The organism is Frigoribacterium sp. 9N (assembly GCF_902506305.1).
In the GTDB taxonomy this organism is placed as follows: domain Bacteria; phylum Actinomycetota; class Actinomycetes; order Actinomycetales; family Microbacteriaceae; genus Frigoribacterium.
In genome coordinates this window covers 1,673,208-1,697,714 of record NZ_LR733392.1, presented here as the reverse complement: position 1 = coordinate 1,697,714, position 24,507 = coordinate 1,673,208, and the positions used below count along the sequence as shown (strand labels likewise).

Sequence of the window (24,507 nt, the reverse complement as noted above, 5' to 3'; positions counted from 1 at the left end):
GCCGTGCCGAGAGCACGGCGGAGGGGCCCCTTTACCACGTGCCGTAGACTGTTCCCGCCGGGCTCCGACCCGACCACTTCCCCCTCTCTCTTCTCGTAAGGAATACATCCATGGCGACTGCCATCCGCAGCGACCTGCGCAACGTGGCGATCGTGGCCCACGTCGACCACGGCAAGACGACCCTCGTCGACGCCATGCTCAAGCAGACCAACTCGTTCGACGCGCACTTCGACACCGAAGACCGCATGATGGACGGCAACGAGCTCGAGCGCGAGAAGGGCATCACGATCCTCGCGAAGAACACCTCGGTGCTCTACAACGGTGCCCACGCGACCGACGGCCCCATCACCATCAACGTCATCGACACCCCCGGCCACGCCGACTTCGGCGGCGAGGTCGAGCGCGGCCTGTCGATGGTCGACGGCGTCGTGCTGCTCGTCGACGCGTCCGAGGGCCCTCTGCCCCAGACGCGCTTCGTGCTGCGCAAGGCCCTCGCGGCCAAGCTGCCCGTCATCCTGCTGGTCAACAAGACCGACCGCCCCGACGCGCGCATCGACGAGGTCGTCGCCGAGAGCCAGGACCTCCTCCTCGGTCTCGCCAGCGACCTGAGCGAAGAGGTCGACGACCTCGACCTCGACGCCATCCTCAACGTCCCCGTGGTCTACGCCTCGGGTCGCAACGGCGCCGCGTCGACGAACAAGCCCGACGACGGCTCGCTGCCCGACAACCCCGACCTCGAGCCCCTCTTCGAGGCGATCCTCACGCACGTGCCGGCACCGCGCTACGACGACGAGCACCCCCTGCAGGCGCACGTCACCAACCTCGACGCCTCGCCGTTCCTCGGTCGTCTCGCGCTCCTCCGCGTCTTCCACGGCACCCTGCAGAAGGGTCAGACGGTCGCCTGGGTCAAGTCCGACGGTTCCGTCCAGAACGCACGGATCACCGAGCTGCTGATCACGAAGGCGCTCAGCCGCTACCCCGCCGAGAGCGCGGGCCCCGGCGACATCGTCGCCGTCGCCGGCTTCGACACCATCACCATCGGCGAGACGCTGTCCGACCCTGACGACGTGCGCCCGCTGCCGACCATCACGGTCGACGACCCGGCGATCTCGATGACCATCGGCACGAACACCTCGCCGATCATCGGCAAGGTCAAGGGCCACAAGCTGACCGCCCGCATGGTCAAGGACCGCCTCGACCGCGAACTGGTCGGCAACGTCTCGCTCAAGGTCCTCGACGTCGGACGTCCCGACGCGTGGGAGGTCCAGGGTCGCGGCGAGCTCGCGCTGGCCATCCTCGTCGAGCAGATGCGCCGTGAGGGCTTCGAGCTCACCGTCGGCAAGCCGCAGGTCGTCACGCGTCGTGACGAGAACGGCAAGCTCCAGGAGCCGTTCGAGCACATGACCATCGACGTGCCCGACGAGTACCTCGGCGCCGTCACGCAGCTCATGGCCGCCCGCAAGGGCCGCATGGAGAACATGGCGAACCACGGCTCGGGCTGGGTCCGCATGGAGTTCATCGTCCCCTCGCGCGGCCTGATCGGCTTCCGCACGCAGTTCCTCACCGACACGCGCGGCACCGGCATCGCCAACGGCATCAGCCACGGCTACGGCCCCTGGGCCGGCGAGATCTCGACCCGCACCAACGGTTCGATCATCGCCGACCGCTCCGGCGTGGTCACCCCCTTCGCGATCATCAACCTGCAAGAGCGCATGTCGTTCTTCGTGCAGCCGACCGAAGAGGTCTACGAGGGCATGGTCGTGGGCGAGAACTCGCGCGCCGACGACATGGACGTCAACATCACCAAAGAGAAGAAGCTGACCAACATGCGTCAGTCGACGGCCGACAACTTCGAGTCGATGACGCCCTCCAAGGTGCTCTCGCTCGAAGAGGCCCTCGAGTTCGCCGGTGACGACGAGTGCGTCGAGGTCACCCCCGACGCCATCCGCATCCGCAAGGTCGAGCTCGACGCCAGCGCCCGCCAGCGCAGCACCGCTCGCCTGAAGAAGCAGAACGCGTAAGCAGCACCGCTCCACCGCTCCACCGCACCACCCGCCGAGGAGGCGGTCCGCACCACTGCGGGCCGCCTCCTTCGTGCATCGTCGGCACGTTCCACGCCCGCCCTCAGCGACCCCGGTTAGCCTCGCGAGGTGCTGATCCAGAAGACGACCCTCGCCCGCTCCGCCGCCACGCTCGCGCTGGCGGCCGGCCTCGTGACCGGCCTCACGGCCTGCGGCGCGGGCTCGCCCGTCGACAACATCGTGGGTGGCGCGGTCGACAGCGGCATCGAGAGCCTCAAGGGCACGGCGCAGAAGGCCGTCGAGGACGCCGCCGGGGAGGCGCTGAACGGTGCCGGCATCACGACCGACGGCACCCTGCCCGCGAGCTTCCCGACCGAGGTCCCGCTCGTCCCCGGGACGACCCGCGGTGGGGGAGCCGGTCCCGACGGCACCGGCTGGGTGGCCCAGATCGCCGTCTCGGGTGCCGACCAGTTCACCGTCGCCCAACAGCAGCTCGAGGCCGCCGGGTTCACGGCCTCCGGGGTCGACACCGACGCCGAGAGCGGCTTCGGCACGTTCACGGGTTCCGCTTACCGCGTCGTGCTCACCGTCTCGACCGACAGCGAGGGCCAGGCGATCGCCACCTACGTCGTCACGTCCGTCTGAGCGACCGCGGCGCATCCCGACGGACTGTGCGAGTCCCGCGGGTCTCGGCGAGTCCCGGGGCCCGACGGTCGCGTCAGGCGAAGAGGGTCTCGCCCACCCAGCCGTCCTGGGACGCCCCCGGTGGAACGGCGAAGATGCCCGATCCGACGTGCTTCACGTACTCGTTCATCCGGTCGTTCCGCGACAGCGCCTGCTGGATGGGCACGTACTGTCGCCGCGGGTCCCGGTTGAAGGCGATGAAGAACAGCCCGGCGTTGAGGCGGCCGAGTTCGTCGTTGCCGTCGACGAAGTTGTAGCCGCGGCGCAGCAGCGTGGCCCCGTCGTTGTTCTGGGGGTGCGCCAGGGCGACGTGCGAGTCGGGTGCGATGGCCGGCCCGCCACCGGTCGGGGCGGACGCGGCGAAGTCGGGGACCGTGAACTCGGTGCCGCCCGAGAGCGGAGCCCCCTCGCCCTTGTCCCGACCCACGACCGTCTGCTGCTCGGCCAGCGAGGCGTGGTCCCACGTCTCGATCGTCATGCGGATCTTGCGCGCGACGAGGTACGAGCCGCCGCTCATCCACCCGGCGCCGTCGGACGCGGTCGCCCAGACGCCGTCGTCCACCGCGGTGACGTCCTCGGCCTTGACGTTGGCCGTGCCGTCCTTGAAGCCGAAGAGGTTGCGGGGCGTCGTCTGGCCACGGGTCGTCGACGAGGTCCGACCGAATCCCAGCTGCGACCACCGCAAGGAGGCGCGGCCGAAGGCGATCCGCGAGAGGTTGCGGATCGCGTGCACCGCGACCTGCGGGTCGTCGCTGCAGGCCTGTACGCACAGGTCGCCGCCGCTCGCGGCCGCCACGAGCTGGTCGCCCGAGAAGTGGGGCAGGTCGACGAGGGCCGGAGGCCGCTTCGAGGCGAGCCCGAAACGGTTGGTGCCGTCGCTCGTGGTGAACAGCGACGGACCGAACCCGATCGTCACGGTCAGCCCGGCCGCGGGCAGACCCGTGGCCTCGCCCGTGTCGTCCGGCGGCGCCAGGGGGCTGCCGCCCGTGGCGCCCGTCGGGCTGACGTCGAGGCCGGCCGTCAGCCTCGACGCGGCGTAGCTCCAGTCCTTCAGCAGCTCGACGAGTTCGGCGCGGGAGACCCCGTCCGCGACGTCGAACGAGGCGAAGTGCAGGCGGTCCTGCGCGGCGGTGACGATGCCCGACTGGTGCCGACCGAAGAACGGGTACGACGCCGAGGCCCCGGAGGACCCGTCGGCGTGGGCCTGCACGGCTCGGTCCGTGCCGATTCCGACCCCGAGGCCGAGGACGCCGGCTCCGACGCCCGTCCCGACGAGTCCCAGCAGACCGCGGCGCGAGAGGCCGCCTCCCTCCGTCACCGTCAGGCGACCAGCGCGGAGGTGAGCTCGCTGAGCGGCTCGCTGAGGGCGTTGACGGCATCCGACAGCTTCTTCTTGTCGGCGTCGGTCAGGTCGGTGTACGACGGGTACCCCGTGTCGAGGCTGCCGTACCCCGCGAGCAGCGTCTCGACCTTCGTCAGCCGGTCGTCGATGGAGGTCGCCAGCTCGGGGTCCTTCTGGTCGACGATGTCGCGCACGCCGTCGAACGCCACCCGGGCGCCCTCGAGGTTGCCCTGGAAGTCGTAGAGGTCGGTGTGCGACCAGATCTCTTCCTCGCCGGTGATCTTGCCGGTGGCCACCTCGTCCATCAGGCCGACCGCGCCGTTGGCGATCGCGTCGATCCCGACCGTGAAGTCGTCCGCGGTGACCTCGTCGTAGAGGTCCTTCGTGTCGCTCGTCAGCAGGCCGGCGTAGTGGGCACGTTCGTCGGCCGTCAGGGGGACGTACGCCGCGCCTCCGTTCTCGGACGCCGCGGGCTGCCAGAGGTCCTTCTCGATGCGGTGCCATCCGGTCCACTCGGTGCCGGCTTCGACGTCGGCCTCGCGGAAGTCGATCTTCGGGTCGAGGTCGCCGAACGACTCGGCCACCGGCTCGATGCGCTCGTAGTGCGCCCGCGCCGACGGGTAGAGCGACCGGGCCTTCTCGTCGTCGCCGGCGGTGTACGCGGCGAGGAACTCGTCGGTCGCCGTGACGAGCTGCCCGGTCTGGTCCTTCACGTAGCCCACGTACGCCGTCGCCGCGGCGTCGATCTGCTGCTTCTCGCTGCCCGTCGCCTCGACGGCCGCGCCCGAGTCGGTCACCGTGAAGGAGGCGCGGACGCCTTCTCCGACGAGTCCCGGGACGCAGGCGGTGTAGTAGTCGCCGGCCGGCACCGAGACCGTCATCGAGCCCGTCGTGCCGGGGCCGATGTTCTCCTTCTCGCTGATGATGCGGAGACCGTCGTCGGCGAGCAGTTCGAACTCGCTGTTGTCGCTGCCGGTGTTCGTCATGGTGAACGTGACGGGGCCGCTCGGGACCGAGGTGGTCGAGAGCGAACACGTGTCGTCGGAGCCGTCGACGGTCACGGCGGTGGCCGCGGAGGAGCCGGCGGGAGCGTTCGCGACGCAGCCGGTCAGGGCCAGCGCGAGGGCGGCGACGCCCGAGGCGACGGCGAGGGGGCGGAGGGGGCTGGCGATCATCGTGATGCTCCTGCGGTGCGGGGTGACGGGGTGGTCGAGGGGACGGACGTGCCGAGGGTCGCGGACGAGCCGGACGGGGTCGTGGTGCCGGGTCGACGTCGGCGGGTCGCCCGCACGAAGAGGGGGACGACGACGGCGAGGTAGGCGAGCCAGACGACGACCTGCAGCCAGCTCGGCGTCGGGGTGAAGTTCACGAGCCCCTGGAGCAGGGTGCCGTACCAGCTGGTCGGCGGAACGGCAGCGCTCACGTCGAAGGCCAGGGAGGCGCGGCCCGGCAGCACGGACGCCTCCTGCAGGTCGCCCACCCCGTAGGCGAGGACGCCCGCCGCGACGACGACGAGGAAGTAGCCGGTCACCCGGAAGAACCGGGCGACGTCGAGGCGAACCACGCCACGGTAGATCGCCACCTGGACGGCGACCGCCGTGACGATGCCGAGGAGCGCACCCACCAGCGGCGTCGCGCCGCCGCCGGTCGACTGCACGGTGGCCCAGACGAAGAGAGCGGTCTCGATGCCCTCGCGACCGACCGAGAGGAAGGCCAGTGCGACGACCGCCCAGGCGCCGCCGCCGAGGGCTCGCTCGAGGCCCGACTCGAGTTCGCCGCGCAGGCCGCGCGCGGTGCGGGCCATCCAGAAGACCATCCAGGTCACGAAGCCCACGGCCACGATCGAGAGACCGCCGCCGATGATCTCCTGGGCTTGGAAGGTCAGCCCGTAGGTGCCGAAGGTGAGCACGGCGCCGAGGCCGAGCGAGAGGACGACCGCGGCGCCCACGCCCAGCCAGAGGCGGGGGAGGACGTCGCGTCGGCCGACCTTGACCACGTAGGCGATGAGGATGCCGACCACGAGAGCGGCCTCGAGGCCCTCTCGGAGTCCGATGAGGTAGTTGGCGAGCACGGGGACGGCTTTCTCGGGGGAGTGGAGCTCGTCGTCGAGCAGGATGGGGATCAGGGACGCGGTCGACCGGTCGGACCGCAGAGGGACCGAACGGGCTGGTATGGTTAGGCTAACCTCACTAAGGGCACCCTGAGCCAGACCGACAGTAGTGCGGCGCGGCATATCCTGTCCAGTGATGAACTCCTCCGCCTCGCCGACGCCCGCGTCGCCCTCGACCGCCGGCGACCCTCGGCTCGAGCGCGTGCTCTTCGTCCACGCCCACCCCGACGACGAGACCATCACCACGGGTGGCACCATCGCCGCGATGGTCGAGGCCGGTGCCGCGGTCACCGTCGTGACCTGCACCCGGGGCGAACTGGGCGAGGTGATCCCCGACGACCTCGCCGCCCTCCGGGCCGACCAGGCCGCCCTCGCCGTCCACCGCGAGGGCGAGATCGCCGCCGCCATGCGAGACCTCGGCGTCGACGACCACCGGTTCCTCGGTTCGGCCGGTGCCCGCACGCCGGGGCTCCCCGAACGGGTCTATCGCGACAGCGGCATGGTCTGGCGGTCGGACGGCGTGGCCGGGCCGACGCCCGACCTGCACCCCGCGGCGTTCTGCGCCGCCGAGTTCGGCGAGGTCGTGAGCGACCTGTCGGCCGTCGTCCAGTCCGTGCGCCCGACCGCGATCATCAGCTACGACGAGGACGGCGGGTACCACCACCCCGACCACGTCCGGGCCAACCGGGTCGCCGTGCGTGCCGCCCGCCTCGTCGGCGTGCCGTTCTTCGCGATCGTGGCCGGTGCCGAGTCGGCCGTGGGGGCGGAGGCCGAGGCCCTCGCCACCGACGACACCGTGCTGACGACCGACACGCGTCACGTGGCTCCTCGCAAGCTCGCCGCACTCCGCGACCACCGCAGTCAGGTCGAGGTCGTCGACCTCCCGGGTGGCCGGGCCGGCATCCGGTTCCCGCACGGCGCCGTCGAGCCCGTGACGGTCCGCGAGTCGTTCCGCTTCGTGCCCGAGCCGACGGTGGACGAGGGCGATTCCGAGATGGCCCGGATGACGACGGGCGGACGCGTCGTCGCGCTCGTCCTGGCGCTCGCCGCCGGAGCCGTGTTCGGCACCATCGGCACCGTCATGCACCAGTCGACGATCACCGTCGCCGGCTCGCCGTTCTGGTCCGGGCTCGTGCTCGCGTTGCTCATGAGCCTCACGCTCCTCGCCGGTCTCCGCTCGGTCTTCGGCTCGCGGGCGATGGCCGGGGCCGCCGCCGTCGGTCTCATCGGGGCGCTCGTCGTCCTGTGGCAGGCGAGTCCCGGGGGGTCGATCCTCGTGCCCGACAACACGCCCGCCCTGGTCTGGCTCGGCGGAGTGTTCCTGATCTGCCTCGTGGTGCTCGGGTGGCCGCGATTGCGGGGCCCGGCCGCCGGGGGAGCGACGCCGCCCCGCGACGCGGCCCGCGCCTCCTCGGTCGAGGCACAGCCGGCAGACGATAAGCTGGACGCCCTGCCCGACGCGAAGGGAACCCCCCAGACGTGACGTACGTGATCGCACTTCCCTGTGTCGATGTCAAAGACCGTGCCTGCATCGACGAGTGCCCCGTCGACTGCATCTACGAGGGCGAACGCTCGCTCTACATCCACCCCGACGAATGCGTCGACTGCGGTGCGTGCGAGCCCGTCTGCCCGGTCGAGGCCATTTACTACGAAGACGACCTGCCCGACAAGTGGGCCGAGTACTACAAGGCCAACGTCGAGTTCTTCGACGAGATCGGCTCGCCCGGTGGCGCGGCCAAGGTCGGCGTCATCGCCAAGGACCACCCCGTGATCTCGGCGCTGCCCCCTCAGGGCGCCGGCGCCTAGGACGGCCCCCGTGGCGCTCGACCTGCCCGAGTTCCCCTGGGACGCCCTGGTGCCGTACGCGGCCACCGCCCGGCGCCACCCCGGAGGCATCGTCGACCTCAGCGTCGGTTCGCCCGTCGATCCGACGCCCGAGGTCGTCCGTGAGGCCCTCGCGGTCGCGACCGACGCCCACTCGTACCCGCAGGTCGCCGGCACCCCGGCCCTGCGGTCGGCCATCTCGGAGTGGTACGCGCGCCGCCGAGGGGTGACCGGACTCGGCGACGCGAACGTCCTGCCGACCATCGGCTCGAAAGAACTCATCGCCGGCATGGCCCTCTGGCTGGGCATCGGTCCGGGCGACACGGTGGTCTACCCGACGAACGCCTACCCGACCTACGCGCTCGGCGCCGCCCTCGTCGGAGCGACGGCCCTCGCCTCCGACGACCCCGCCGAGTGGCCCGTCTCGACGAAGCTGGTCTGGTTGAACAGCCCGGGCAACCCCGACGGGGCCGTGCTGGGCTTCGAGGCTCTCCGCGCCGCCGTCGCCCGTGCGCGTGAACTCGGTGCCGTGATCGCCGGCGACGAGTGCTACGCCGAACTCGGGTGGACGGGCGAGTGGGCCGACCGCCCCACGCCCTGCATCCTCGACCCACGCGTGGTCGGCGACGACCTCCGCGGCGTCGTCTCGGTCTACTCGCTCAGCAAGCAGTCGAACCTCGCCGGGTACCGCGCGGGCTTCGTCGCGGGCTGCGACCACGTGCTCGGGCAGCTCCTCGCCGTGCGCAAGCACGCGGGCCTCATGCCGCCGGCCCCGGTGCAGCAGGCCATGGTCGTCGCCTTGGCCGACGAGGCCCACGTGGTCGAGCAGAAGGCGCGGTACGCGGCCCGCCGAGCGCGCCTCCTGCCCGCTCTCGAGGCAGCGGGGTTCCGCATCGACCGCAGCGAGGCCGGCCTGTACCTCTGGGCCACGCGGGACGAGGACGCCTGGGCCTCGGTGTCCTGGCTCGCCGAGCGCGGCGTGCTCGTCGCGCCCGGGTCGTTCTACGGGCCTGCCGGTGATCGCCACGTCCGAGTGGCGCTCACGACGACCGACGAGCGCATCGACGCCGCCGTGGGGCGAGTCGGCGGCTGACCGCTAGGCTGACCGGGTGACTGACACTGCCAACGACGCCCAGAAGGCCACGCTGCAGTTCCCGGGGGGAACAGCCGAGTTCCCGATCGTCGCGAGCACCGAGGGTGCCTCGGCGATCGACATCTCGACGTTCACCAAGCAGACCGGTTACACGACCCTCGACACGGGTTTCGTGAACACCTCCAACGCCCGAAGCACGATCACCTACATCGACGGTGATCAGGGCATCCTGCGCTACCGGGGCTATCCGATCGAACAAGTCGCCGAGAACTCGACCTACCTCGAGACGGCCTGGCTGTTGATCTACGGCGAACTGCCCACCCCCGACCAGCTCGCCGACTTCGACGCGCGCATCCGGCGGCACACGCTGCTGCACGAAGACCTGCGCCGCTTCTTCGACGCCCTGCCGCACAACGCCCACCCGATGTCGGTGCTGTCGAGCGCGGTCGGCGCACTGTCGACGTTCTACGAAGACAGCATGAGCGTGCACGATCCCGAGCAGGTCGAGCTCCAGACCGTCCGACTGCTGGCGAAGCTGCCGGTCATCGCGGCGTACGCACACAAGAAGAGCCTCGGCCAGGCGTTCCTCTACCCCGACAACTCGCTCAGCTTCGTCGACAACTTCCTCAAGCTGAACTTCGGCACGATGGCCGAGCCGTACGAGGTGAACCCCGTCCTGTCGAAGGCGCTCGAACGCCTGCTCATCCTCCACGAGGACCACGAACAGAACGCGTCGACCTCGACCGTGCGTCTCGTCGGCTCGACGCAGGCCAACATGTTCTCGTCGATCTCGGCGGGCATCAGCGCCCTCTACGGGCCGCTGCACGGCGGGGCCAACGAGGCCGTCCTCAAGATGCTCGCCGAGATCCGCGACAGCGGGCAGGGTGTCGAGCGCTTCGTCGAGCGGGTCAAGAACAAAGAGGCCGGCGTCAAGCTGATGGGCTTCGGCCACCGGGTCTACAAGAACTACGACCCGCGCGCCAAGCTCGTCAAGGAGAGCGCCACCGAGGTGCTCGAGTCGCTCGGCGTGAAGGACGACCTGCTCGACATCGCGATGGAGCTCGAGGGCATCGCCCTGGCCGACGACTACTTCGTCGAGCGCAAGCTCTACCCGAACGTCGACTTCTACACGGGCGTCATCTACAAGGCGATGGGGTTCCCGCCCCGCATGTTCACGGTGCTCTTCGCCATCGGTCGCCTCCCCGGCTGGATCGCCCACTGGCGCGAGATGAACACCGACCCGACGACCAAGATCGGCCGCCCCCAGCAGTTGTACCTGGGCGCGACCGAACGCGATTGGCCGCAGCGCTAGTCCGCCGGAACGATCGGCACGACGCGAAGGGGTGGGCACGACGCCGGGTTCAGACCTGGATTCGTGCCCACCCCTTTCGGTCGTGGTGCTCGTCGAAGACCTACGCGTGCAGCTGCGAGTTCAGCGTGATGCCGTGGCCCTTGCGGGGCAGCACCTCGACGGCGCCGGTCAGCGAGTTGCGGCGGAAGAGCAAGCCCGGCTGGCCCGAGAGCTCGACGGCCTTGACCGTCTGCGGCGAACCGTCGTTGGTCGGGGTGCCGCCCACGACGACGACCTTGGTGCCCGCCGTCACGTAGAGCCCGGCCTCGACGACGGTGTCGTCGCCGATCGCGATGCCGATGCCGGCGTTGGCGCCGAGCAGGGCGCGGGCGCCGATCGTCACCCGCTGGGTGCCGCCGCCCGACAGCGTGCCCATGATCGAGGCTCCGCCGCCGATGTCGGACCCGTCACCCACGACGACGCCCTGGGAGATGCGGCCCTCGACCATCGACGACCCGAGCGTGCCCGCGTTGAAGTTCACGAACCCCTCGTGCATGACCGTGGTGCCGGGGGCCAGGTGGGCACCGAGCCTCACCCGCGACGCGTCGGCGATGCGGACGCGGTCGGGCGAGACGTAGTCGAGCATGCGCGGGAACTTGTCGATGCCGGTCGCGACGATGCCGGCACGCTGCAGCGTCGGACGGAGCCGTGCGAAGTCGTCGGGGTGGACCGGCCCCGCGTTCGTCCAGGTGACGATGGGCAGGTGCGCGAACACGCCGTCGAGGTTGACCGTGTTGGGCTCGACGAGCAGGTGGCTCAGCAGGTGCAGTCGCAGGTACGCGTCGGGCGTGGACGCAGGAGGCGCGCTCAGGTCGATCTCGACGGTCACCGGGACGAGGTCGACCGCACGGCGCTCGTCGGGTCCGGCCGCGTCGGCCAGCTCGGCCGGGACGATCTCGGGGTCGCGGTCGGCCGGGAGGGTGCCGAGCCGGGGGGAGGGGAACCAGGTGTCGAGCGTGGTGCCGTCGTGCGAGACGGTCGCGAGGCCGTACCCGTAGGCGTGGGTCGGGGCGGTGGCGGTGGCGTCGGAAGTCATGGACCCGAGCGTATCGGCAGCCGCCGACGGACCGCTTCGGAGGTGACCCGTGCCCTGGCCCCGTAAACTCGCCCGCATGGCACCGATCGACCTCTCCGTCTCGCCCGTCGACGTCACCAGGCAGCTCTGCGACATCCGGTCGGAGTCAGGTGACGAACGGCTCGTCGCCGACGAGATCTGGGCCACGCTCGGCGGTTGCGACCACCTCGAGTTGTTCCGCGACGGCGACGCGATCGTCGCCCGGACCCGGCTCGACCGGGCCTCGCGGGTCGTCATCGCCGGTCACATCGACACGGTGCCGATCAACGACAACGTGCCCACGCGCTACGAGGCCGAGGACGGGGTCGACTACCTCTGGGGTCGCGGCACCGTCGACATGAAGGCCGGCTGTGCCGTCCACCTGAGGCTCGCGGTCGAGTTGACCGAGCCCGGCGTCGACGTCACCTGGGTCTGGTACGACCACGAAGAGGTCTCCGACGCCCTGAACGGCCTGGGCCGCCTCGCGCGCGTCCGACCCGACCTGTTGGCCGGCGACTTCGCCGTCCTGGGCGAACCGAGCAACAGCGGGGTCGAGGGGGGCTGCAACGGCAACCTGCGCGCCGAGATCCGCACCTTCGGCGCCCGCTCGCACAGCGCCCGCTCGTGGGTCGGCGACAACGCCATCCACAAGGCCGCGCCGATCCTCGACGTGCTGGCGGCCTACGAGGCGCGAGAGGTCGAGGTCGACGGGCTCGTCTACCGCGAAGGCCTCAACGCCGTGGGCATCACGGGCGGCGTGGCCGGCAACGTCATCCCCGACGAGTGCATGGTGCACGTCAACTACCGGTTCGCCCCGAGCCGCAGCGGCGACGAGGCCGTCGCCCACGTCCGCGAGCTCTTCGAGGGCTTCGACGTCACGATCGTCGACCTCGCCCCCGGGGCCCGGCCCGGTCTGGACGCCCCGCTGGCACAGCAGTTCCTGCGTGCCGTGGGCGGCGAGGCCAAGCCCAAGTACGGGTGGACGGACGTCGCGCGGTTCTCTGCGCTCGGCGTCCCCGCGGTCAACTACGGTCCCGGTGACCCGATGCTGGCCCACCACGACGACGAGCGGGTGCCCGTGCAGCAGATCCTCGACAACGAGCGCGGACTGCGGGCGTGGCTGACGGCCTGACCGTCGACGACGCGAGTCGCGCCTCCTCGTCCCCGTCGACGCGGCACGATCCCCGACGACCGACCTCGGCGTCGCGGCGCCTCCTGTTGCGCTACCGGCTCACGCCGTGGTGGGCCCGGGTGCTCGTGGTGTTCGTCCTGTCGCGCGCCGTCAGCACGATCGCGCTGCTCACCTTCGCCGGTGCCCAGCAGGCCAACGCGTGGACCCTCGCGAGCCCGGACTACGGCAGCTTCGCCACGATCTGGGACGGTCACTGGTACAACATCATCGCCGTGGTGGGGTACCCGCGCGACCTCCCCATCACCGGCGACGGCCACGTCGGAGAGAACGCCTGGGCGTTCATGCCCGCCTACCCGTTCGTCGTCCGTGGGCTGATGGGCCTGACGGGCCTGTCGTTCGCGGCGCTGGCCGTCGTCGTGTCTGTCGCCTGTGCCGCGGGGACGGCCCTGTTGTTCTACCGCCTCATGCGGCACGCGCTGCCCGAGTCGACCTCGTTGTTCGCGGTCGTCCTGTTCTGCGTGGCGCCCCTGTCGCCGCTGCTGCAGGTGGCCTACGCCGAGTCGATGTTCCTGCTGCTGCTCTGCGCGAGCCTGCTCATGCTGGTGCGGCGGCAGTACCTGGCGATGCTGCCGGTCGTGCTGATCATGTCCTTCACGCGGCCCGGAGCCCTTCCGCTCGCCCTGGCGATCGGTCTCCACGGGGTGCTGCGCTGGTGGCGCCGGCACGACGATCCCTTCCCGGTGCGCGAGCGCGTCCGGGTGGCGGTGTCGGCGGCGGCCACGGGCGTGTTCGGCGTCGCCTGGCTCGTCGTCGCCGGCGCGGTCACGGGCGTGCCGGGTGCGTACACGGAGACCGAACTCGCCTGGCGGGCGCCCTACATCGGCTACGGACCGCTCGTGCCGTTCACCCCGTGGGTCGACGGGGCGAACTGGTGGTTTCCGGGTGGTTCCGGCATCGCCCTCCTCGTGGTCACGCTCGTGGCGTTCGGAGCCCTGCTGCTGTCGCCGTGGGCACGCCGGACGAGCACCGACCTGAGGCTGTGGGGCGTCGCCTACGGGCTCTACCTGCTGGCGGTGTTCTTCCCGCAGTCCAGCACCTTCCGGCTCCTGATGCCGCTCTTCCCCCTGCTGGGCGTCCTCGCGGTGCCGCGCTCGAAGGTCTACCGGGCGCTGCTCGTCGCCGTGTTCGTGGCGGCGCAGTGGGTGTGGCTCTACTACTGCTGGTGGGTGAACGGGTACGACTGGACGCCGCCGTGATCGGTCGGGGAACGGCGTCGTTTAGGTCGGGGGCCCGAAATCACGGATAATGGGACCAGCAACTTGCGAAAGGGGACTATCTGATGGCAGCCATGAAGCCGAGGACCGGCGACGGGCCTATGGAAGCCGTTAAGGAGGGCCGTCTCATCATCGTGCGTGTTCCGCTCGAGGGTGGGGGACGCCTCGTGGTGTCGGTCAACGACGACGAAGCCAAAGAGTTGCACGACGCCCTCGCCGGCGTCGTCAGCGCCTAGTCGGCCGCCTCCTTAATAACCCCGGACGCCCCGCCCGCCGCACCTGCGGCGCGCGGGGCGTCCGTGCGCGTGCCCGCCTCCGTGGCGCCGGCTACCGCGTCGGTTGCCGGTTGCACGGGCAGGGAGCCCGGCGGGGGTGCGTCACCGCTTGATGAGCGACAGCAGTCCGTCGCCCGCCGTCGAGAGCGAGCTGATCACGGCCGGTGAGGTGGACACCTCGGTCAGCAAGGTGCGGAAGCCCGTGGTCGTGCTGTCGCGGACGGCGGGATTGGCCACCCGTCCGTGCCAGAGTGCGTGCGCGACGAGGACGAGTCCGCCCGGGCGGGCGAGGCGCAGGCCGTGCTCGACGTACTCGATGACCGAGCCGGGGTCGGCGTCGACGAAGACGATGTCGTACGAGTTCTCGTTCATCCGGGGCAACACGTCGGCGGCACGGCCGGCGATCATGCGGAAGCGGCTGGCAGGGATGCCCGCCTGCAGGTAGGCGTCCCGGGCGGCCTGCTGGTGCTCGATCTCGCGGTCGATGGTCGTCAGGACGGCCGCGGGGGCGCCCGAGAGCAACCAGAGCCCGCTGACGCCCAGGCCCGTACCGACCTCGATGATCGACGACGCGTTCGAGGCGGCGGCGACGACTGCGAGCTGGGCGCCGACCGCCGGCGAGACGGCCTCGACCCCGACCTCCAGCGAATGCTGTCGAGCCTCGGCGATCGCGTCGCTCTCGGTGACGAGTTCTTCCGCGAACTTCCAACTTGACTCTATCTGCGACACACCCACTCCTCGAAAGGCCAACTCTAGGGGGTTCCCCGAGTCGTCACCGGTTAGTCTGCTTGCGTGTCCATGTTCGGTCTGACGTTCGACAAGCTGCTCATCATCGGTGTGCTCGCGGTCTTCCTGCTCGGTCCCGAACGACTGCCCGGCTACGCGGCGAAGCTCGCCCAGCTCGTCCGGACGGTGCGCGACATGGCCAACGGTGCGAAGACGCGCATGCGCGACGAGATGGGCCCCGAGTTCGACGACGTCGAGTGGCAGAAGCTCGACCCCCGTCAGTACGACCCGCGGCGCATCATCCGCGACGCCTTGCTCGACGGCACGGATGGCGCCCCCAAGCCCTCGGCGCCGAGCATGGCGACGGCCGGTGCCGCCGCCGCGGCTGTGTCCGCAGGATTGCCGGGGGGTCGTTCCCCCGCACAGGTGGTGCCGCTCGCGACGGGCGAGGTGCCGCCGTACGACTCCGAGGCGACCTGATCCGCCTGCGGCACCGCGCCTCCTGACCTCGTCGCCCGCCTCGTGGCCTCTCGCCTCGAGCCCCTCACTCGGTCTTCACGCCGGCCGTGGGCGGCGTGGCGCTCAGACGCCTCCGTGCAGTGCCGCCACGCGTGAGGCCTCGGCCCTGAGCGCGTCGACGACCCGTCGCACCGAGGGGCGCTCGGCCCGGTCGCGCCGCATCACGGCGGACACCCAGCGCACGGCCCGGATGCTCTCGAGCGGCACGAGCACCATGTCGTCCCGGGCGTCCTTGGCGGTGAAGCGCGGCAGCACGGCGATGCCGAGGCCTGCCCCGACGAGCGACTCGGTCACCTTGGTGTCGCTGAAGCGCTGGGCGACGCGCACGGGGCTGCCGGTCACGCGCTCGATCTCGCGGTAGACCCACTCGAACGGGAAGTCGTGCGGGACGCCGATCCAGTTCTCGCCCTCGAGGTCGCCGGGTGCGAGCGAGGCGCGACCGGCGAGACGGTGGTCGGCGGGCAGGGCGATGTCGAGGGGCTCGGTCAACAGGGGGACGGTGACGAGTCCGCGACCGGGCCACGGCTTGTCGTCGGACGAGTGCGCGACGACGACGTCGTGGTCGGCGGCCAGTTCGGGGAACTCGCGGATCGACGGGTCGTGGTCGCTCGCGACGACCACCAGGCCGGGGGTCTCGGCCACCGTGCGCAGCAGCCCCGGCAGCAACATCTGCCCGCCCGTGGGGAAGGTGGCCAGCGTGACCTCGCCCTGGGGGGTGGCGACGAAGTCGTCCCAGACCGCCTGGGCTCGCTCCAGTGCCACGGCGACGTCGGTGGCCGTCTGGGCCAGCACGCGCCCGGAGCCGGTGAGCACGATGCCGCGTCCCACCCGCTCGGTCAACGCCACGCCCGCCTCGCGCTCGAGCACCTTGAGCTGCTGCGAGACGGCACTCGGGGTGCGGTGGGTGGCCCGGGCGACGGCGGCCACGCTGCCTCGTTCGGCGAGTTCGCGGAGCAGTTCGAGACGCTTGACATCCATGTAGCAAATCTACGCTGTTTCGGTAGAAACGTGAGATTGATCTACCGCTTCTCCGGGCGCATCATTGAAGAGTCCCCGGAGCGCGTCGTAGCGCTCCCGAGCTCCGGTCGACCTGGTCCCGGGCTCGGTGGCGAATCCATCCCACCACGCAGAATCGCGCGTCGAACCGCGCCAGAAGAGAGTCCCCCATGCTCACCGGAATCATCGTCCTCGCCATCGCCGCAGTCGTCGGAATCGCCGGCTCGCTCGTCTCGGTCGCCCGGGACGGTTTCCGCGCCATCCCGACCAAGACCTACAACCGCTGGTCCTAGTCCGCTTCGCGGTGGTCGGCGCGTCTCCCTCCTGAGCGTGCCGTCACCGCGTGTGCCGCCTCCGTGCTGGGGTGCGGCACGAGCACGTCGCCGCCCCTCGGGCGAGACGCTGTGACGAAAGGGCACCTCGCCACGCGAGGTGCCCTTTCTGCACGTCCGGGGTGCTCGACCCCGGTCAGGTGACGCTGAGCCCGAGCTTCCGGCCGGCCAACCCCCGGGCCCGCACCGCCAGTCGGCCCGCCAACTCGTCGATGGCCGTGGCCGCAGGATCGTCGGGAGCGGCGAGCACGACCGGTACGCCGTCGTCGCCCCCCTGGCGCAGGCCCAGACTGAGCGGGACGCTGGCGAGCAACGGCACCTCGGCCTCTTGACCGGACGACAGTCGGCGGGCGGTCTCGACGCCACCACCGGAGCCGAAGAGCTCGAGGACGCTGCCGTCGGCCTGCGGCAGACCCGCCATGTTCTCGACGACCCCGAGCAACCGCTGACCCGTCTGGCGTGCCACGAGCCCGCTGCGCTCGGCGACGTCGGCGGCGGCCGGTTGAGGCGTCGTGACGACCAGCACCTCGGCGTGCGGCAGCAACTGCCCCACCGAGATGGCGACGTCGCCCGTGCCGGGCGGCAGGTCGAGCAACAACACGTCGAGGTCGCCGAAGTACACGTCGGTCAGGAACTGCTGGATCGTCCGGTGCAGCATCGGCCCGCGCCAGGCGACGGCGGTCGAGGCGTCGTCGACGAACATGCCGATCGAGATGACCTTCACGCCGTGGGCGACGGGCGGCAGGATCATGTCGTCGACGCGGGTCGGCTTCACCGAGGCGCCGTCGGGGCCGACGAGGCCGAGGAGTCCGGGGATGCTGAAGCCGTACACGTCGGCGTCGACGATGCCGACGGCGAGACCCCGGGCCGCGAGGGCGACCGCGAGGTTGGCGGTCACGGTGGACTTCCCCACCCCGCCCTTGCCGCTCGTGACGGCGTACACGCGCGTCAGCGTGTCGGGGCCGAACTGCATGCCGCGCGCCGCCCGGCCCGCCCGCAGCTTCTCGGTGAGGGCGTGTCGTGCGTCCTTGGTCATGACGGTCACGTCGACGGTGACGTCGGTGACGCCGGTCACCGAGGCCGTGGCCTCGCGGACGTCGCGTTCGATCGTGTCGGCTGCCGGGCACCCCACGATCGTGAGCTTGACGGCCACCGTCGCCGCGCCTCCTGCGTCGACGACGACGTCACCGATCATGTCGAGTTCGGTGACGGGCTTGCGGATCTCGGGGTCGAGCACCCGCGCGAGCGCGCGACGGACGTCGTCCGGCGTCGCGGGGCGGGTGGCGGCGACCGGCTCAGCCACGGTGGTGGCCGTCGCGCCGGGCGTCGCGTCGTGACGACGAGGAGGTGCGGGTCGGCTCGACCGCGGGGCTCTCGTCGTCGTCGCGCCGGTCGAGCTCGTCGAGCAGAGAGCGGAGCTCGGCCCGGATGAAGTCCTTGCTGGCCATGTCGCGGATCGCGATCCGGAGCGCGACGACCTCGCGGGCCAGGTACTCGGTGTCGGCCAGGTTGCGTTCGGCGCGCTGACGGTCCTGTTCGAACTGCACGCGGTCGCGGTCGTCCTGCCGGTTCTGCGCGAGCAGGATGAGGGGAGCGGCGTACGACGCCTGCAGCGACAGGATCAGCGTCAGCGCCGTGAAGCCGATCGCGGCGCTGTCGAAGCGGATGTCGATCGGGGCGACCGTGTTGTAGATCATCCAGACGACGCAGAACAGGGTGAGGGCGATCAGGAAGTAGGGCGTGCCCATGCCCCGGGCGATGGACTCGGTCGCCCGACCGAAGCGGTCGCTGCTGACCCGCTTGCGCCCGGGCAGCACGCGGGGGCGCAGACCCTTGGGGGCGTCGAGGCGGACGTCGTTGCGGTTATCGCGGGCCATCGTCGCTCCTCGTGCTCTGGCCGATCGCGGGGCGACGGGCGCGGCCACGCGGTCGGCTCGGGGTCAGCGGTTGGTCGGGGTCCTGACTGCGCCAGTCGTCGGGCAGGACGTGGTCGAGGACGTCGTCGATGGTGACGACGCCGACGAGGCGGTGCGCCGAGTCGACGACGGGGACCGAGACGAGGTTGTAGGTCGCCATGACCCGCGTGACCTCGAGGGCCGTGGCGTCGACGCGGACCGGTTCGGTGGTCTGGTCGAGGATCGTCCCCAGGCGCTCGTTCGGCGGGTAACGGAGCATCCGCTGGAAGTGCACCATGCCGAGGAACCGGCCGGTGGGTGGTTCGTAGGGTGGCAGGACGACGCAGACCGCCGCGCCGAGCGCCGGGGCCAGTTCGTGACGACGGATGAGGGCGAGGCCCTCGGCGACCGTGGCGTCGGCCGAGACGATGACGGGCTCGGTCGTCATCAGTCCGCCGGCGGTGTCGGAGTCGTAGCTGAGCAGCATGCGCACGTCGTCGGCCTCGTCGGGCTCCATCAGCGTGAGCAGCTGCTCGGTGCGTTCGTCGGGCAGCTGGGCGATGAGGTCGGCCGCGTCGTCGGGCTGCATCTGGTCGAGGACGCTCGCCGCACGGTGGTCGTCGAGGCCCGTGAAGATCTCGACCTGCTCGGCCTCGGGCAGCTCTTCGAGCACGTCCGCGAGGCGGTCGTCGGACAGTTCGCCGGCGACCTCGAGCCGCCGCTCGGGCGTGAGGTCGAGCAGGGTGTTCGCGAGGTCCGCGGGCACGAGGTCGGAGTACGCGGCGATCAGGTGTTCGGCGCTCTGCGCCTCGCCCGGTCCGGCCTCCTCGACGACGTCGTCCCACGCCGCGAACGCCGTCGGCGCCTTGACGAACGGCGACGGCGACGTCTTGGGCTTGCGCAGGAAGAGCTGGCCGACCTCCCAGTCGCCCTCGCTCACCTCGTCGATAGCCACGTCCTCGATGGTGGCGTGGCCGCCACCGTGCCGGAACGACACGCGACGACCGAGCAGGTCGGCGATGACCCGGGTCTCGCCGCCACGCTGCTCGAAGCGGCGGAGCGTGATGACGCCGTTCGTGATGATCTGGCCCGAGCCGATGCTCGTGACGCGTCCGATCCCCACGAAGACCCGGCGCTTGCCGGGGACCTCGACGACGAGGCCCACCACGCGCGGCGCCCCGGTGCGGCGGTAGACCACCAGCACGTCGCGCACCTTGCCGACCTTGTCGCCCGCAGGGTCGAAGACGGAGCAACCGGCCAGCCGGGCGACGAAGACTCTGGTTGCACTCACGCGTCCAATTTAGTCGCTCGCGGGGTCGCCGCCGACGGGTGCCCGGCAGGGGCACCGTGTTTAATGCTGGGATGACGAACCCGGGCCCCGTGGGCCGCCGCCCGCCGATGGTGCCCACCCTGCCGCGGGGCGACGTCCTCGGCACCTACGACACGTATCCCGAGGCGCAGCGCGTGGTCGACCGGCTGTCACAGGCCGAGTTCCCGATCAAGCGGCTGGCGATCATCGGCAACGACCTCAAGACCGTCGAACGCGTCACCGGTCGCCTGAGCTACGGGCGCGCCGCGCTGGCCGGGGCCGTGACCGGACTCTGGCTCGGCGTCTTCTTCGGGCTCGTCATGCTCGTCTTCGCGACCGAGACCGCCACCGCGGCCACCGTCGGGGCGGCCGCCCTGCTCGGAGCCGGCTTCGGCATGCTCTACGGCATCGTCAGCTTCGCGATCACCCGTCGCCGCCGTGACTTCACCTCGACGCACCAGGTGCTCGCGTCGAACTACCAGATCGTGGTCGACCCCGAGGTCTCCGGGCGGGCGCACGAGATCCTCGCGCGTCCCGAGACCCCGCGCCGCTGACGTACCCTGGTGTCGACATGGCACCCCGCGACCCCTCCACGACGGCCACCCGGGCCGAGCGCTTCGCGCGTGGTTGGCTGACCGCCGGTGCGTCGACCCTGGTCGCGGCCTTCTCCCACGTGGCCGGCGGTGGCATGGAGCCCGGACTGCTCGGCGTCGTCCTCGCCCTGGCCGTGGCCGTGCCCGTCTCGATCGCCCTGGCGGGCGTGCACCTCTCGACCGTCCGGCTCGCCGTCGCGGTCGCGCTCAGCCAGGTCGCGTTCCACCTTTTGTTCTCCCTCGGAGCATCGGACGGCGGGGGCGCCTCGGCGACGGGCGGGCACCACTCCGCACTCGTGATCTCGACGATCGCCGACGGCGCCGCGTCCGGTGGCGGCGTCGGCCAGGCCATGGTCATGGGGGGCCCCGCCATGTGGCTGGCCCACGCGCTCGCGGCCGTGGTCACGATCGTCGCCCTCCGGCGTGGCGAGGGCGCCGCGTGGGCCCTCGTCCGACTGGCCGTCCGCGGTCTGGCCGTCGCGCGCCTCCTGACCGCCGGGCACCGGCCCGAGGCGCCCGTCGTCCGGCGCCCGCCGGCTCCGGTCGGCGTCCTTCCGTGCCCGCCCGGCCGACGACACCTCACGGCCCGACCCCGTCGCGGTCCGCCCTGCCCTGCCTGACCCCGCACACCGCCGGCCTCCGTCGCCGGTGACCCCGTCGGACGCGCCCGTCGCGCCGTCGGGCCCCATCGTCATGCACCGCAGACCGATCGCGCTCGCGATCGAGAGGACCAGATCCATGAACCGCAGCACCAACCCCATTTCCGTCGCGTCCCGCCGTCCCCGGTCGTCCGCCGTCGTCGCCCGTTCGGCAGCGGCCCTCGGCGCCGCCGCCCTGCTCGCGTTGGCCGCGCCCCTCGCGGCCTCGGCCCACGTCCACGTCGAGCCCGGTCAGGCCGAGGCCGGTTCGTACGAGACGTTGACCTTCAAGGTGCCGAACGAGTCGGCGACCGCGGGCACCGTCGGGCTCGTCGTCGACCTGCCCACCGACACCCCGTTCACCTCGGTGTCGTACGAGCCCCTCCCGGGGTGGACCACCGAGGTCACCACCAACACGTTGCCCGAGCCGGTCGAGCTCGACGGCACGACGATCACCGAGGCGCCGACGCAGGTGACCTGGACGGCCGAGGGCGACACGCAGATCGCACCCGGACAGTTCCAGCAGTTCGTCATCTCGGCCGGTGCGGTGCCCGACACCGGGTCGATCGCGCTGCCGGCCCACCAGCGCTACTCGGACGGCACGGTCGTCGACTGGGCCGACGCGACTCCCGCCTCGGGAGAAGAGCCCGAGCACCCCGCACCGACCCTCTACGTCAACGACGCGCCGCCGGCCGACGAACACGCCGACCACGCGACGGACGACGACGCGACGACCGCGGGTGTCGGCACATCCGGCGACTCGGCGTCGGGCTCCGGCGACGGCGCGGTCGGACCGCTCTCGATCGGCCTCGGCATCAGCGGCCTCGCCCTGGGTGCGCTGGCGCTCGTCGTCTCGGTCGTGGCGCTGACCCGTCGGCCCCGGGCGACCGCGTCCCGCACCTCGACGAACGGCGGGGTGGACGCGTGACGGCCGCGCGCTCGCGGACACCGCGCCTCCTCGGCGTCCTCGTGACGGCCGGGCTGGGTACCGCGGTCGGTGCCCTCGCCCTCGTACCGGCGGGATCGGCCGCGGCGCACGACTACGTCGTGAGCAGCACGCCGGCCGCGGGCTCGACCGTCGACTCGTCCCCGGCGACCGTGTCGATCACGTTCAACGACGTGATCCTCGACCTCTCGGGCACCGGCAGCTCGAACGTGCTCGAGGTGACGGACGCCGCCGGCCTGCACTACGAGGACGGCTGCTCGACGACCTCGGGACCGACGCTGACGACCGGTGTCGCGCTCGGGTCGCCCGGCGCCTACACGATGACCTACCAGGCCGTCTCGGCCGACGGCCACACCGTCTCGGACGCCGTTCCGTTCACCTACGCCCCCGCCGCGGGCACCGCGGAGGGGGCGGGCTCGCCGACCCGTCCGAGCTGCGGCAGCGCAGGAGGCGCGGCTGGCGGTGCCGGCGCCCCCACCGGTGACGAGACCGGGGCGGCCTCGCCCTCGGCCTCGTCCGAGCCCGAGATGACGACCATGGCGACCCCGGGTGACGACACCGTGGCGACGCCGTCGGCTGCGCCCGAGTCGGGCTCGGTGAACGCCGGACTCGTCATCGGCATCGCGGTCGCGATCGTCGTGCTGGCCGCCGCCGGTGTGGTCGTGGCCATCGTCACCGGCCGGCGACGTGACGGGACACCGTCCGAGACCGACGACACGTCGGCCCCGGACGGCGACTCGTCGTCCGACGGTCGATGACCCTGCCTCGCTGATCGGGGTGTGAACGGGCGAAGGGCCCCGGGTGCGACGCACCCGGGGCCCTTCGGTGTCGGACCTCAGTCGCGGGAGATCCACGCCTCGACGTCGGCGACCGTGCGGGGGATGCCCACCGAGAGGTTCTCGGCCCCGTCGGCGGTCACGAGGATGTCGTCCTCGATGCGCACGCCGATGCCGCGGAACTCCTCGGGCACGGTGAGGTCGTCGGGCTGGAAGTACAGGCCGGGTTCGATGGTGAACACCATGCCGGGCTCGAGCACGCCGTCGAGGTAGAGGTCGCGGCGGGCGGCGGCGCAGTCGTGCACGTCGATGCCGAGGTGGTGGCTCGTGCCGTGCACCATGTAGCGACGGTGGTACTGGTGGTCGGGCTTCAGCGACTCCTCGGCGGACACCGGCAGGAAGCCCCATTCGGCCGTCCGTTCGGCGATGACCTTCATGGCCGTCGCGTGGATCTCGCGGAACGCGATGCCCGGACGCACGATCGCGAACGCCGCGTCGGCCGCCTCGAGCACGGCTTCGTACACGAGACGTTGCACGTCGGTGAACCGGCCCGAGACGGGCAGCGTGCGGGTGATGTCGGCCGTGTAGAGGCTGTCGAGTTCGATGCCCGCATCGATGAGGATGAGGTCTCCGTCGCGGACGACGCCGTCGTTGCGGGTCCAGTGCAGGACGCAGGCGTGGTCGCCCGACGCGGCGATCGTGTCGTAGCCGACCGTGTTGCCGTCGGCTCGGGCCCGACGGTTGAAGGTGCCCTCGACGAGCCGCTCGCCGCGCGGGTGCGCGACGATGTCGTCGAAGTCGGCGATCACGTCGGTGAACCCCTTGCCCGTCACCGTCACGGCCTGACGCATCTGCGCGACCTCGTACGCGTCCTTGACGAGACGCAGCTCGCTCAGGTCACGGGCCAGGTCGGCGGAGGTCGCCCGCTCGCGGGGGCGGTCGTCGTCGGAGATCACGACGGCCGTCGTCCCCGCCGAGACGGGGGACTGCTCGGCGGCGGCCTCGACGACGGCGTCGAGACGGCGGGTCAGGTCGGGGTCGGCTTCGCGGACGACGAGGGTGCCGGCGTCGATGGTGCCGACCACGGCCTCGAAGTCGGCCAGGTCACGCGTGGCGAGACCCAGGTCGGCGGCGACCTGCGTCAACGACGGGCGCGGGCCGATCCAGAACTCGCCGATCTCGGGGTTGGCGTAGAACTCGTCCGAGTCACGCCCGGCGCTCGCCCTCAGGTACAGGGTGGCGTCGTGGCCCTCGGCCGTGGGCTCGAGCACGAGCACCGAACCGGGCACGGTGTCGGAACCCCAGCCCGTCAGGTGCGAGAACGCCGAGTGCGCACGGAAGGGGTAGTCGCAGTCGTTGGACCGGACCTTGGCGGAGCCGGCCGGCACGACCAGGCGGGTGCCCGGGTGCAGCGCGGACAGCCGCGCGCGACGGTCGGCGGCGAACGGCGCCTGCTCACGCGGCTCGGGGAGGACGTCGGGGCGGTCGGCCCACTGCGACGAGATGTAGTCCTTGAACGTGTCCGACCCGGGGGTGGTGGAGCGGTTGGTGGTCGCGCGCGGCGCCTTCTGATCTGCCATGCCCACCATTGTCCCGCCAAACGGGCCGGACGCCCAG

The 24,507-nt window shown here is 71.4% G+C and carries 25 protein-coding genes; 15 read left to right on the top strand and 10 right to left on the bottom strand.

Annotated features, from left to right (window positions below):
* The first annotated feature begins 110 nt into the window (after positions 1-110).
* Positions 111-2,021: a translational GTPase TypA gene (typA, locus tag ARTHRO9V_RS10990; protein ID WP_043595466.1), complete on the top strand. Its 1,911-nt coding sequence runs from the start codon at positions 111-113 to the stop codon at positions 2,019-2,021.
* Between the two features lie 129 nt (positions 2,022-2,150).
* Positions 2,151-2,666, top strand: coding sequence for a hypothetical protein (locus ARTHRO9V_RS10985; protein ID WP_159827123.1), 516 nt, complete (start codon positions 2,151-2,153; stop codon positions 2,664-2,666).
* 73 nt (positions 2,667-2,739) lie between these two features.
* Here ARTHRO9V_RS10985 and efeB read toward each other — a convergent pair whose 3' ends face one another.
* Genes efeB through efeU form a run of 3 tightly spaced genes read right to left on the bottom strand, consistent with a single transcriptional unit; the run spans position 2,740 to position 6,118 of the window.
* Positions 2,740-4,029 (bottom strand): iron uptake transporter deferrochelatase/peroxidase subunit, encoded by a 1,290-nt coding sequence (gene efeB / locus ARTHRO9V_RS10980; protein ID WP_159828674.1) that lies wholly within the window; start codon positions 4,027-4,029, stop codon positions 2,740-2,742.
* Positions 4,026-5,222 (bottom strand): iron uptake system protein EfeO, encoded by a 1,197-nt coding sequence (gene efeO, locus ARTHRO9V_RS10975; protein ID WP_056048703.1) that lies wholly within the window; start codon positions 5,220-5,222, stop codon positions 4,026-4,028. Before efeO ends, efeB begins: the two co-directional genes overlap by 4 nt.
* The gene (efeU, locus tag ARTHRO9V_RS10970) at positions 5,219-6,118 is read right to left on the bottom strand and encodes an iron uptake transporter permease EfeU (protein ID WP_056048699.1); all 900 of its coding nucleotides are present in this window, start codon (positions 6,116-6,118) and stop codon (positions 5,219-5,221) included. Before efeU ends, efeO begins: the two co-directional genes overlap by 4 nt.
* Before the next feature lie 175 nt (positions 6,119-6,293).
* Here efeU and ARTHRO9V_RS10965 point away from each other — a divergent pair, with 175 nt between their 5' ends.
* Genes ARTHRO9V_RS10965 through ARTHRO9V_RS10950 form a run of 4 tightly spaced genes read left to right on the top strand, consistent with a single transcriptional unit; the run spans position 6,294 to position 10,386 of the window.
* Positions 6,294-7,640, top strand: a complete 1,347-nt coding sequence (locus ARTHRO9V_RS10965) for a PIG-L family deacetylase (protein WP_159827120.1) — start codon at positions 6,294-6,296, stop codon at positions 7,638-7,640.
* Entirely contained in the window at positions 7,637-7,963 is a 327-nt protein-coding gene (fdxA, locus tag ARTHRO9V_RS10960; RefSeq protein WP_043595461.1) for a ferredoxin, read from the top strand. The genes ARTHRO9V_RS10965 and fdxA overlap by 4 nt, the downstream gene beginning before the upstream one ends.
* Before the next feature lie 10 nt (positions 7,964-7,973).
* On the top strand, positions 7,974-9,074 hold the full coding sequence (gene dapC, locus ARTHRO9V_RS10955) for a succinyldiaminopimelate transaminase (RefSeq protein ID WP_159827117.1): 1,101 nt from the start codon (positions 7,974-7,976) through the stop codon (positions 9,072-9,074).
* Between the two features lie 16 nt (positions 9,075-9,090).
* Positions 9,091-10,386, top strand: a complete 1,296-nt coding sequence (locus ARTHRO9V_RS10950) for a citrate synthase (protein WP_082460573.1) — start codon at positions 9,091-9,093, stop codon at positions 10,384-10,386.
* A gap of 100 nt (positions 10,387-10,486) precedes the next feature.
* Here the strand turns inward: ARTHRO9V_RS10950 and dapD are convergent, their stop codons facing one another.
* Positions 10,487-11,461, bottom strand: coding sequence for a 2,3,4,5-tetrahydropyridine-2,6-dicarboxylate N-succinyltransferase (dapD, locus tag ARTHRO9V_RS10945; RefSeq protein WP_159827114.1), 975 nt, complete (start codon positions 11,459-11,461; stop codon positions 10,487-10,489).
* Between the two features lie 76 nt (positions 11,462-11,537).
* Between dapD and dapE the strand changes: the two genes are divergently transcribed.
* From dapE to ARTHRO9V_RS10930, 3 genes are all read left to right on the top strand, one after another.
* Positions 11,538-12,611, top strand: coding sequence for a succinyl-diaminopimelate desuccinylase (dapE, locus tag ARTHRO9V_RS10940; protein WP_159827111.1), 1,074 nt, complete (start codon positions 11,538-11,540; stop codon positions 12,609-12,611).
* A complete protein-coding gene (locus tag ARTHRO9V_RS10935) occupies positions 12,596-13,867 on the top strand; it encodes a hypothetical protein (RefSeq protein ID WP_236557030.1) in 1,272 nt (423 codons plus the stop codon). The genes dapE and ARTHRO9V_RS10935 overlap by 16 nt, the downstream gene beginning before the upstream one ends.
* An 83-nt stretch (positions 13,868-13,950) precedes the next feature.
* Positions 13,951-14,121 carry a DUF3117 domain-containing protein gene (locus ARTHRO9V_RS10930; protein ID WP_071256769.1) on the top strand — a complete coding sequence of 57 codons (171 nt, stop codon included), beginning with the start codon at positions 13,951-13,953 and terminating at the stop codon, positions 14,119-14,121.
* Between the two features lie 141 nt (positions 14,122-14,262).
* Here the strand turns inward: ARTHRO9V_RS10930 and ARTHRO9V_RS10925 are convergent, their stop codons facing one another.
* On the bottom strand, positions 14,263-14,889 hold the full coding sequence (locus ARTHRO9V_RS10925) for an O-methyltransferase (protein ID WP_159827108.1): 627 nt from the start codon (positions 14,887-14,889) through the stop codon (positions 14,263-14,265).
* 69 nt (positions 14,890-14,958) lie between these two features.
* Here ARTHRO9V_RS10925 and ARTHRO9V_RS10920 point away from each other — a divergent pair, with 69 nt between their 5' ends.
* Complete coding sequence (locus ARTHRO9V_RS10920; RefSeq protein WP_056048676.1) at positions 14,959-15,366, top strand: hypothetical protein; 408 nt, start codon at positions 14,959-14,961, stop codon at positions 15,364-15,366.
* A gap of 102 nt (positions 15,367-15,468) precedes the next feature.
* On the opposite strand, the gene ARTHRO9V_RS10915 is transcribed toward ARTHRO9V_RS10920, so the two are convergent.
* The gene (locus ARTHRO9V_RS10915; protein ID WP_056048675.1) at positions 15,469-16,383 is read right to left on the bottom strand and encodes a LysR family transcriptional regulator; all 915 of its coding nucleotides are present in this window, start codon (positions 16,381-16,383) and stop codon (positions 15,469-15,471) included.
* A gap of 188 nt (positions 16,384-16,571) precedes the next feature.
* Between ARTHRO9V_RS10915 and ARTHRO9V_RS15885 the strand changes: the two genes are divergently transcribed.
* On the top strand, positions 16,572-16,694 hold the full coding sequence (locus tag ARTHRO9V_RS15885; RefSeq protein WP_255350805.1) for a hypothetical protein: 123 nt from the start codon (positions 16,572-16,574) through the stop codon (positions 16,692-16,694).
* 175 nt (positions 16,695-16,869) lie between these two features.
* On the opposite strand, the gene ARTHRO9V_RS10910 is transcribed toward ARTHRO9V_RS15885, so the two are convergent.
* From ARTHRO9V_RS10910 to ARTHRO9V_RS10900, 3 genes are read right to left on the bottom strand one after another with little or no spacing between them, the layout of a single operon-like run.
* Positions 16,870-18,036, bottom strand: coding sequence for an Mrp/NBP35 family ATP-binding protein (locus ARTHRO9V_RS10910; RefSeq protein WP_236557029.1), 1,167 nt, complete (start codon positions 18,034-18,036; stop codon positions 16,870-16,872).
* A complete protein-coding gene (locus ARTHRO9V_RS10905; RefSeq protein ID WP_056048668.1) occupies positions 18,029-18,610 on the bottom strand; it encodes a DUF1003 domain-containing protein in 582 nt (193 codons plus the stop codon). The genes ARTHRO9V_RS10910 and ARTHRO9V_RS10905 overlap by 8 nt, the downstream gene beginning before the upstream one ends.
* Entirely contained in the window at positions 18,597-19,919 is a 1,323-nt protein-coding gene (locus ARTHRO9V_RS10900; RefSeq protein ID WP_056048665.1) for a magnesium transporter MgtE N-terminal domain-containing protein, read from the bottom strand. Before ARTHRO9V_RS10900 ends, ARTHRO9V_RS10905 begins: the two co-directional genes overlap by 14 nt.
* Before the next feature lie 71 nt (positions 19,920-19,990).
* Between ARTHRO9V_RS10900 and ARTHRO9V_RS10895 the strand changes: the two genes are divergently transcribed.
* The 4 genes from ARTHRO9V_RS10895 (at position 19,991) to ARTHRO9V_RS10880 (ending at position 22,872) form a co-directional block, all read left to right on the top strand.
* Positions 19,991-20,491 (top strand): general stress protein, encoded by a 501-nt coding sequence (locus ARTHRO9V_RS10895; RefSeq protein WP_056048662.1) that lies wholly within the window; start codon positions 19,991-19,993, stop codon positions 20,489-20,491.
* 17 nt (positions 20,492-20,508) lie between these two features.
* Positions 20,509-21,150, top strand: a complete 642-nt coding sequence (locus ARTHRO9V_RS10890; RefSeq protein ID WP_159827105.1) for a hypothetical protein — start codon at positions 20,509-20,511, stop codon at positions 21,148-21,150.
* Positions 21,151-21,268: 118 nt separating this feature from the next.
* Complete coding sequence (locus tag ARTHRO9V_RS10885; protein WP_159827102.1) at positions 21,269-22,096, top strand: YcnI family protein; 828 nt, start codon at positions 21,269-21,271, stop codon at positions 22,094-22,096.
* Complete coding sequence (locus ARTHRO9V_RS10880; RefSeq protein WP_236557028.1) at positions 22,093-22,872, top strand: copper resistance CopC family protein; 780 nt, start codon at positions 22,093-22,095, stop codon at positions 22,870-22,872. Before ARTHRO9V_RS10885 ends, ARTHRO9V_RS10880 begins: the two co-directional genes overlap by 4 nt.
* Before the next feature lie 77 nt (positions 22,873-22,949).
* Here ARTHRO9V_RS10880 and ARTHRO9V_RS10875 read toward each other — a convergent pair whose 3' ends face one another.
* The gene (locus tag ARTHRO9V_RS10875) at positions 22,950-24,470 is read right to left on the bottom strand and encodes an aminopeptidase P family protein (protein ID WP_123571725.1); all 1,521 of its coding nucleotides are present in this window, start codon (positions 24,468-24,470) and stop codon (positions 22,950-22,952) included.
* Between the last annotated feature and the right edge of the window lie 37 nt (positions 24,471-24,507).

What these genes read in the sequence shown, in the direction of transcription:
- ARTHRO9V_RS10905 (WP_056048668.1), bottom strand. Translation starts at nt 18,610, where the DNA reads ATGGCCCGCGATAACCGCAACGACGTCCGCCTCGACGCCCCCAAGGGT.
- dapD (WP_159827114.1), bottom strand. Translation starts at nt 11,461, where the DNA reads ATGACTTCCGACGCCACCGCCACCGCCCCGACCCACGCCTACGGGTAC.
- ARTHRO9V_RS10885 (WP_159827102.1), top strand. Translation starts at nt 21,269, where the DNA reads ATGAACCGCAGCACCAACCCCATTTCCGTCGCGTCCCGCCGTCCCCGG.
- ARTHRO9V_RS10915 (WP_056048675.1), bottom strand. Translation starts at nt 16,383, where the DNA reads ATGGATGTCAAGCGTCTCGAACTGCTCCGCGAACTCGCCGAACGAGGC.
- ARTHRO9V_RS10930 (WP_071256769.1), top strand. Translation starts at nt 13,951, where the DNA reads ATGGCAGCCATGAAGCCGAGGACCGGCGACGGGCCTATGGAAGCCGTT.
- ARTHRO9V_RS15885 (WP_255350805.1), top strand. Translation starts at nt 16,572, where the DNA reads ATGCTCACCGGAATCATCGTCCTCGCCATCGCCGCAGTCGTCGGAATC.
- dapE (WP_159827111.1), top strand. Translation starts at nt 11,538, where the DNA reads ATGGCACCGATCGACCTCTCCGTCTCGCCCGTCGACGTCACCAGGCAG.
- typA (WP_043595466.1), top strand. Translation starts at nt 111, where the DNA reads ATGGCGACTGCCATCCGCAGCGACCTGCGCAACGTGGCGATCGTGGCC.
- ARTHRO9V_RS10920 (WP_056048676.1), top strand. Translation starts at nt 14,959, where the DNA reads ATGTTCGGTCTGACGTTCGACAAGCTGCTCATCATCGGTGTGCTCGCG.
- ARTHRO9V_RS10965 (WP_159827120.1), top strand. Translation starts at nt 6,294, where the DNA reads ATGAACTCCTCCGCCTCGCCGACGCCCGCGTCGCCCTCGACCGCCGGC.
- ARTHRO9V_RS10895 (WP_056048662.1), top strand. Translation starts at nt 19,991, where the DNA reads ATGACGAACCCGGGCCCCGTGGGCCGCCGCCCGCCGATGGTGCCCACC.
- ARTHRO9V_RS10875 (WP_123571725.1), bottom strand. Translation starts at nt 24,470, where the DNA reads ATGGCAGATCAGAAGGCGCCGCGCGCGACCACCAACCGCTCCACCACC.
- ARTHRO9V_RS10890 (WP_159827105.1), top strand. Translation starts at nt 20,509, where the DNA reads ATGGCACCCCGCGACCCCTCCACGACGGCCACCCGGGCCGAGCGCTTC.
- efeO (WP_056048703.1), bottom strand. Translation starts at nt 5,222, where the DNA reads ATGATCGCCAGCCCCCTCCGCCCCCTCGCCGTCGCCTCGGGCGTCGCC.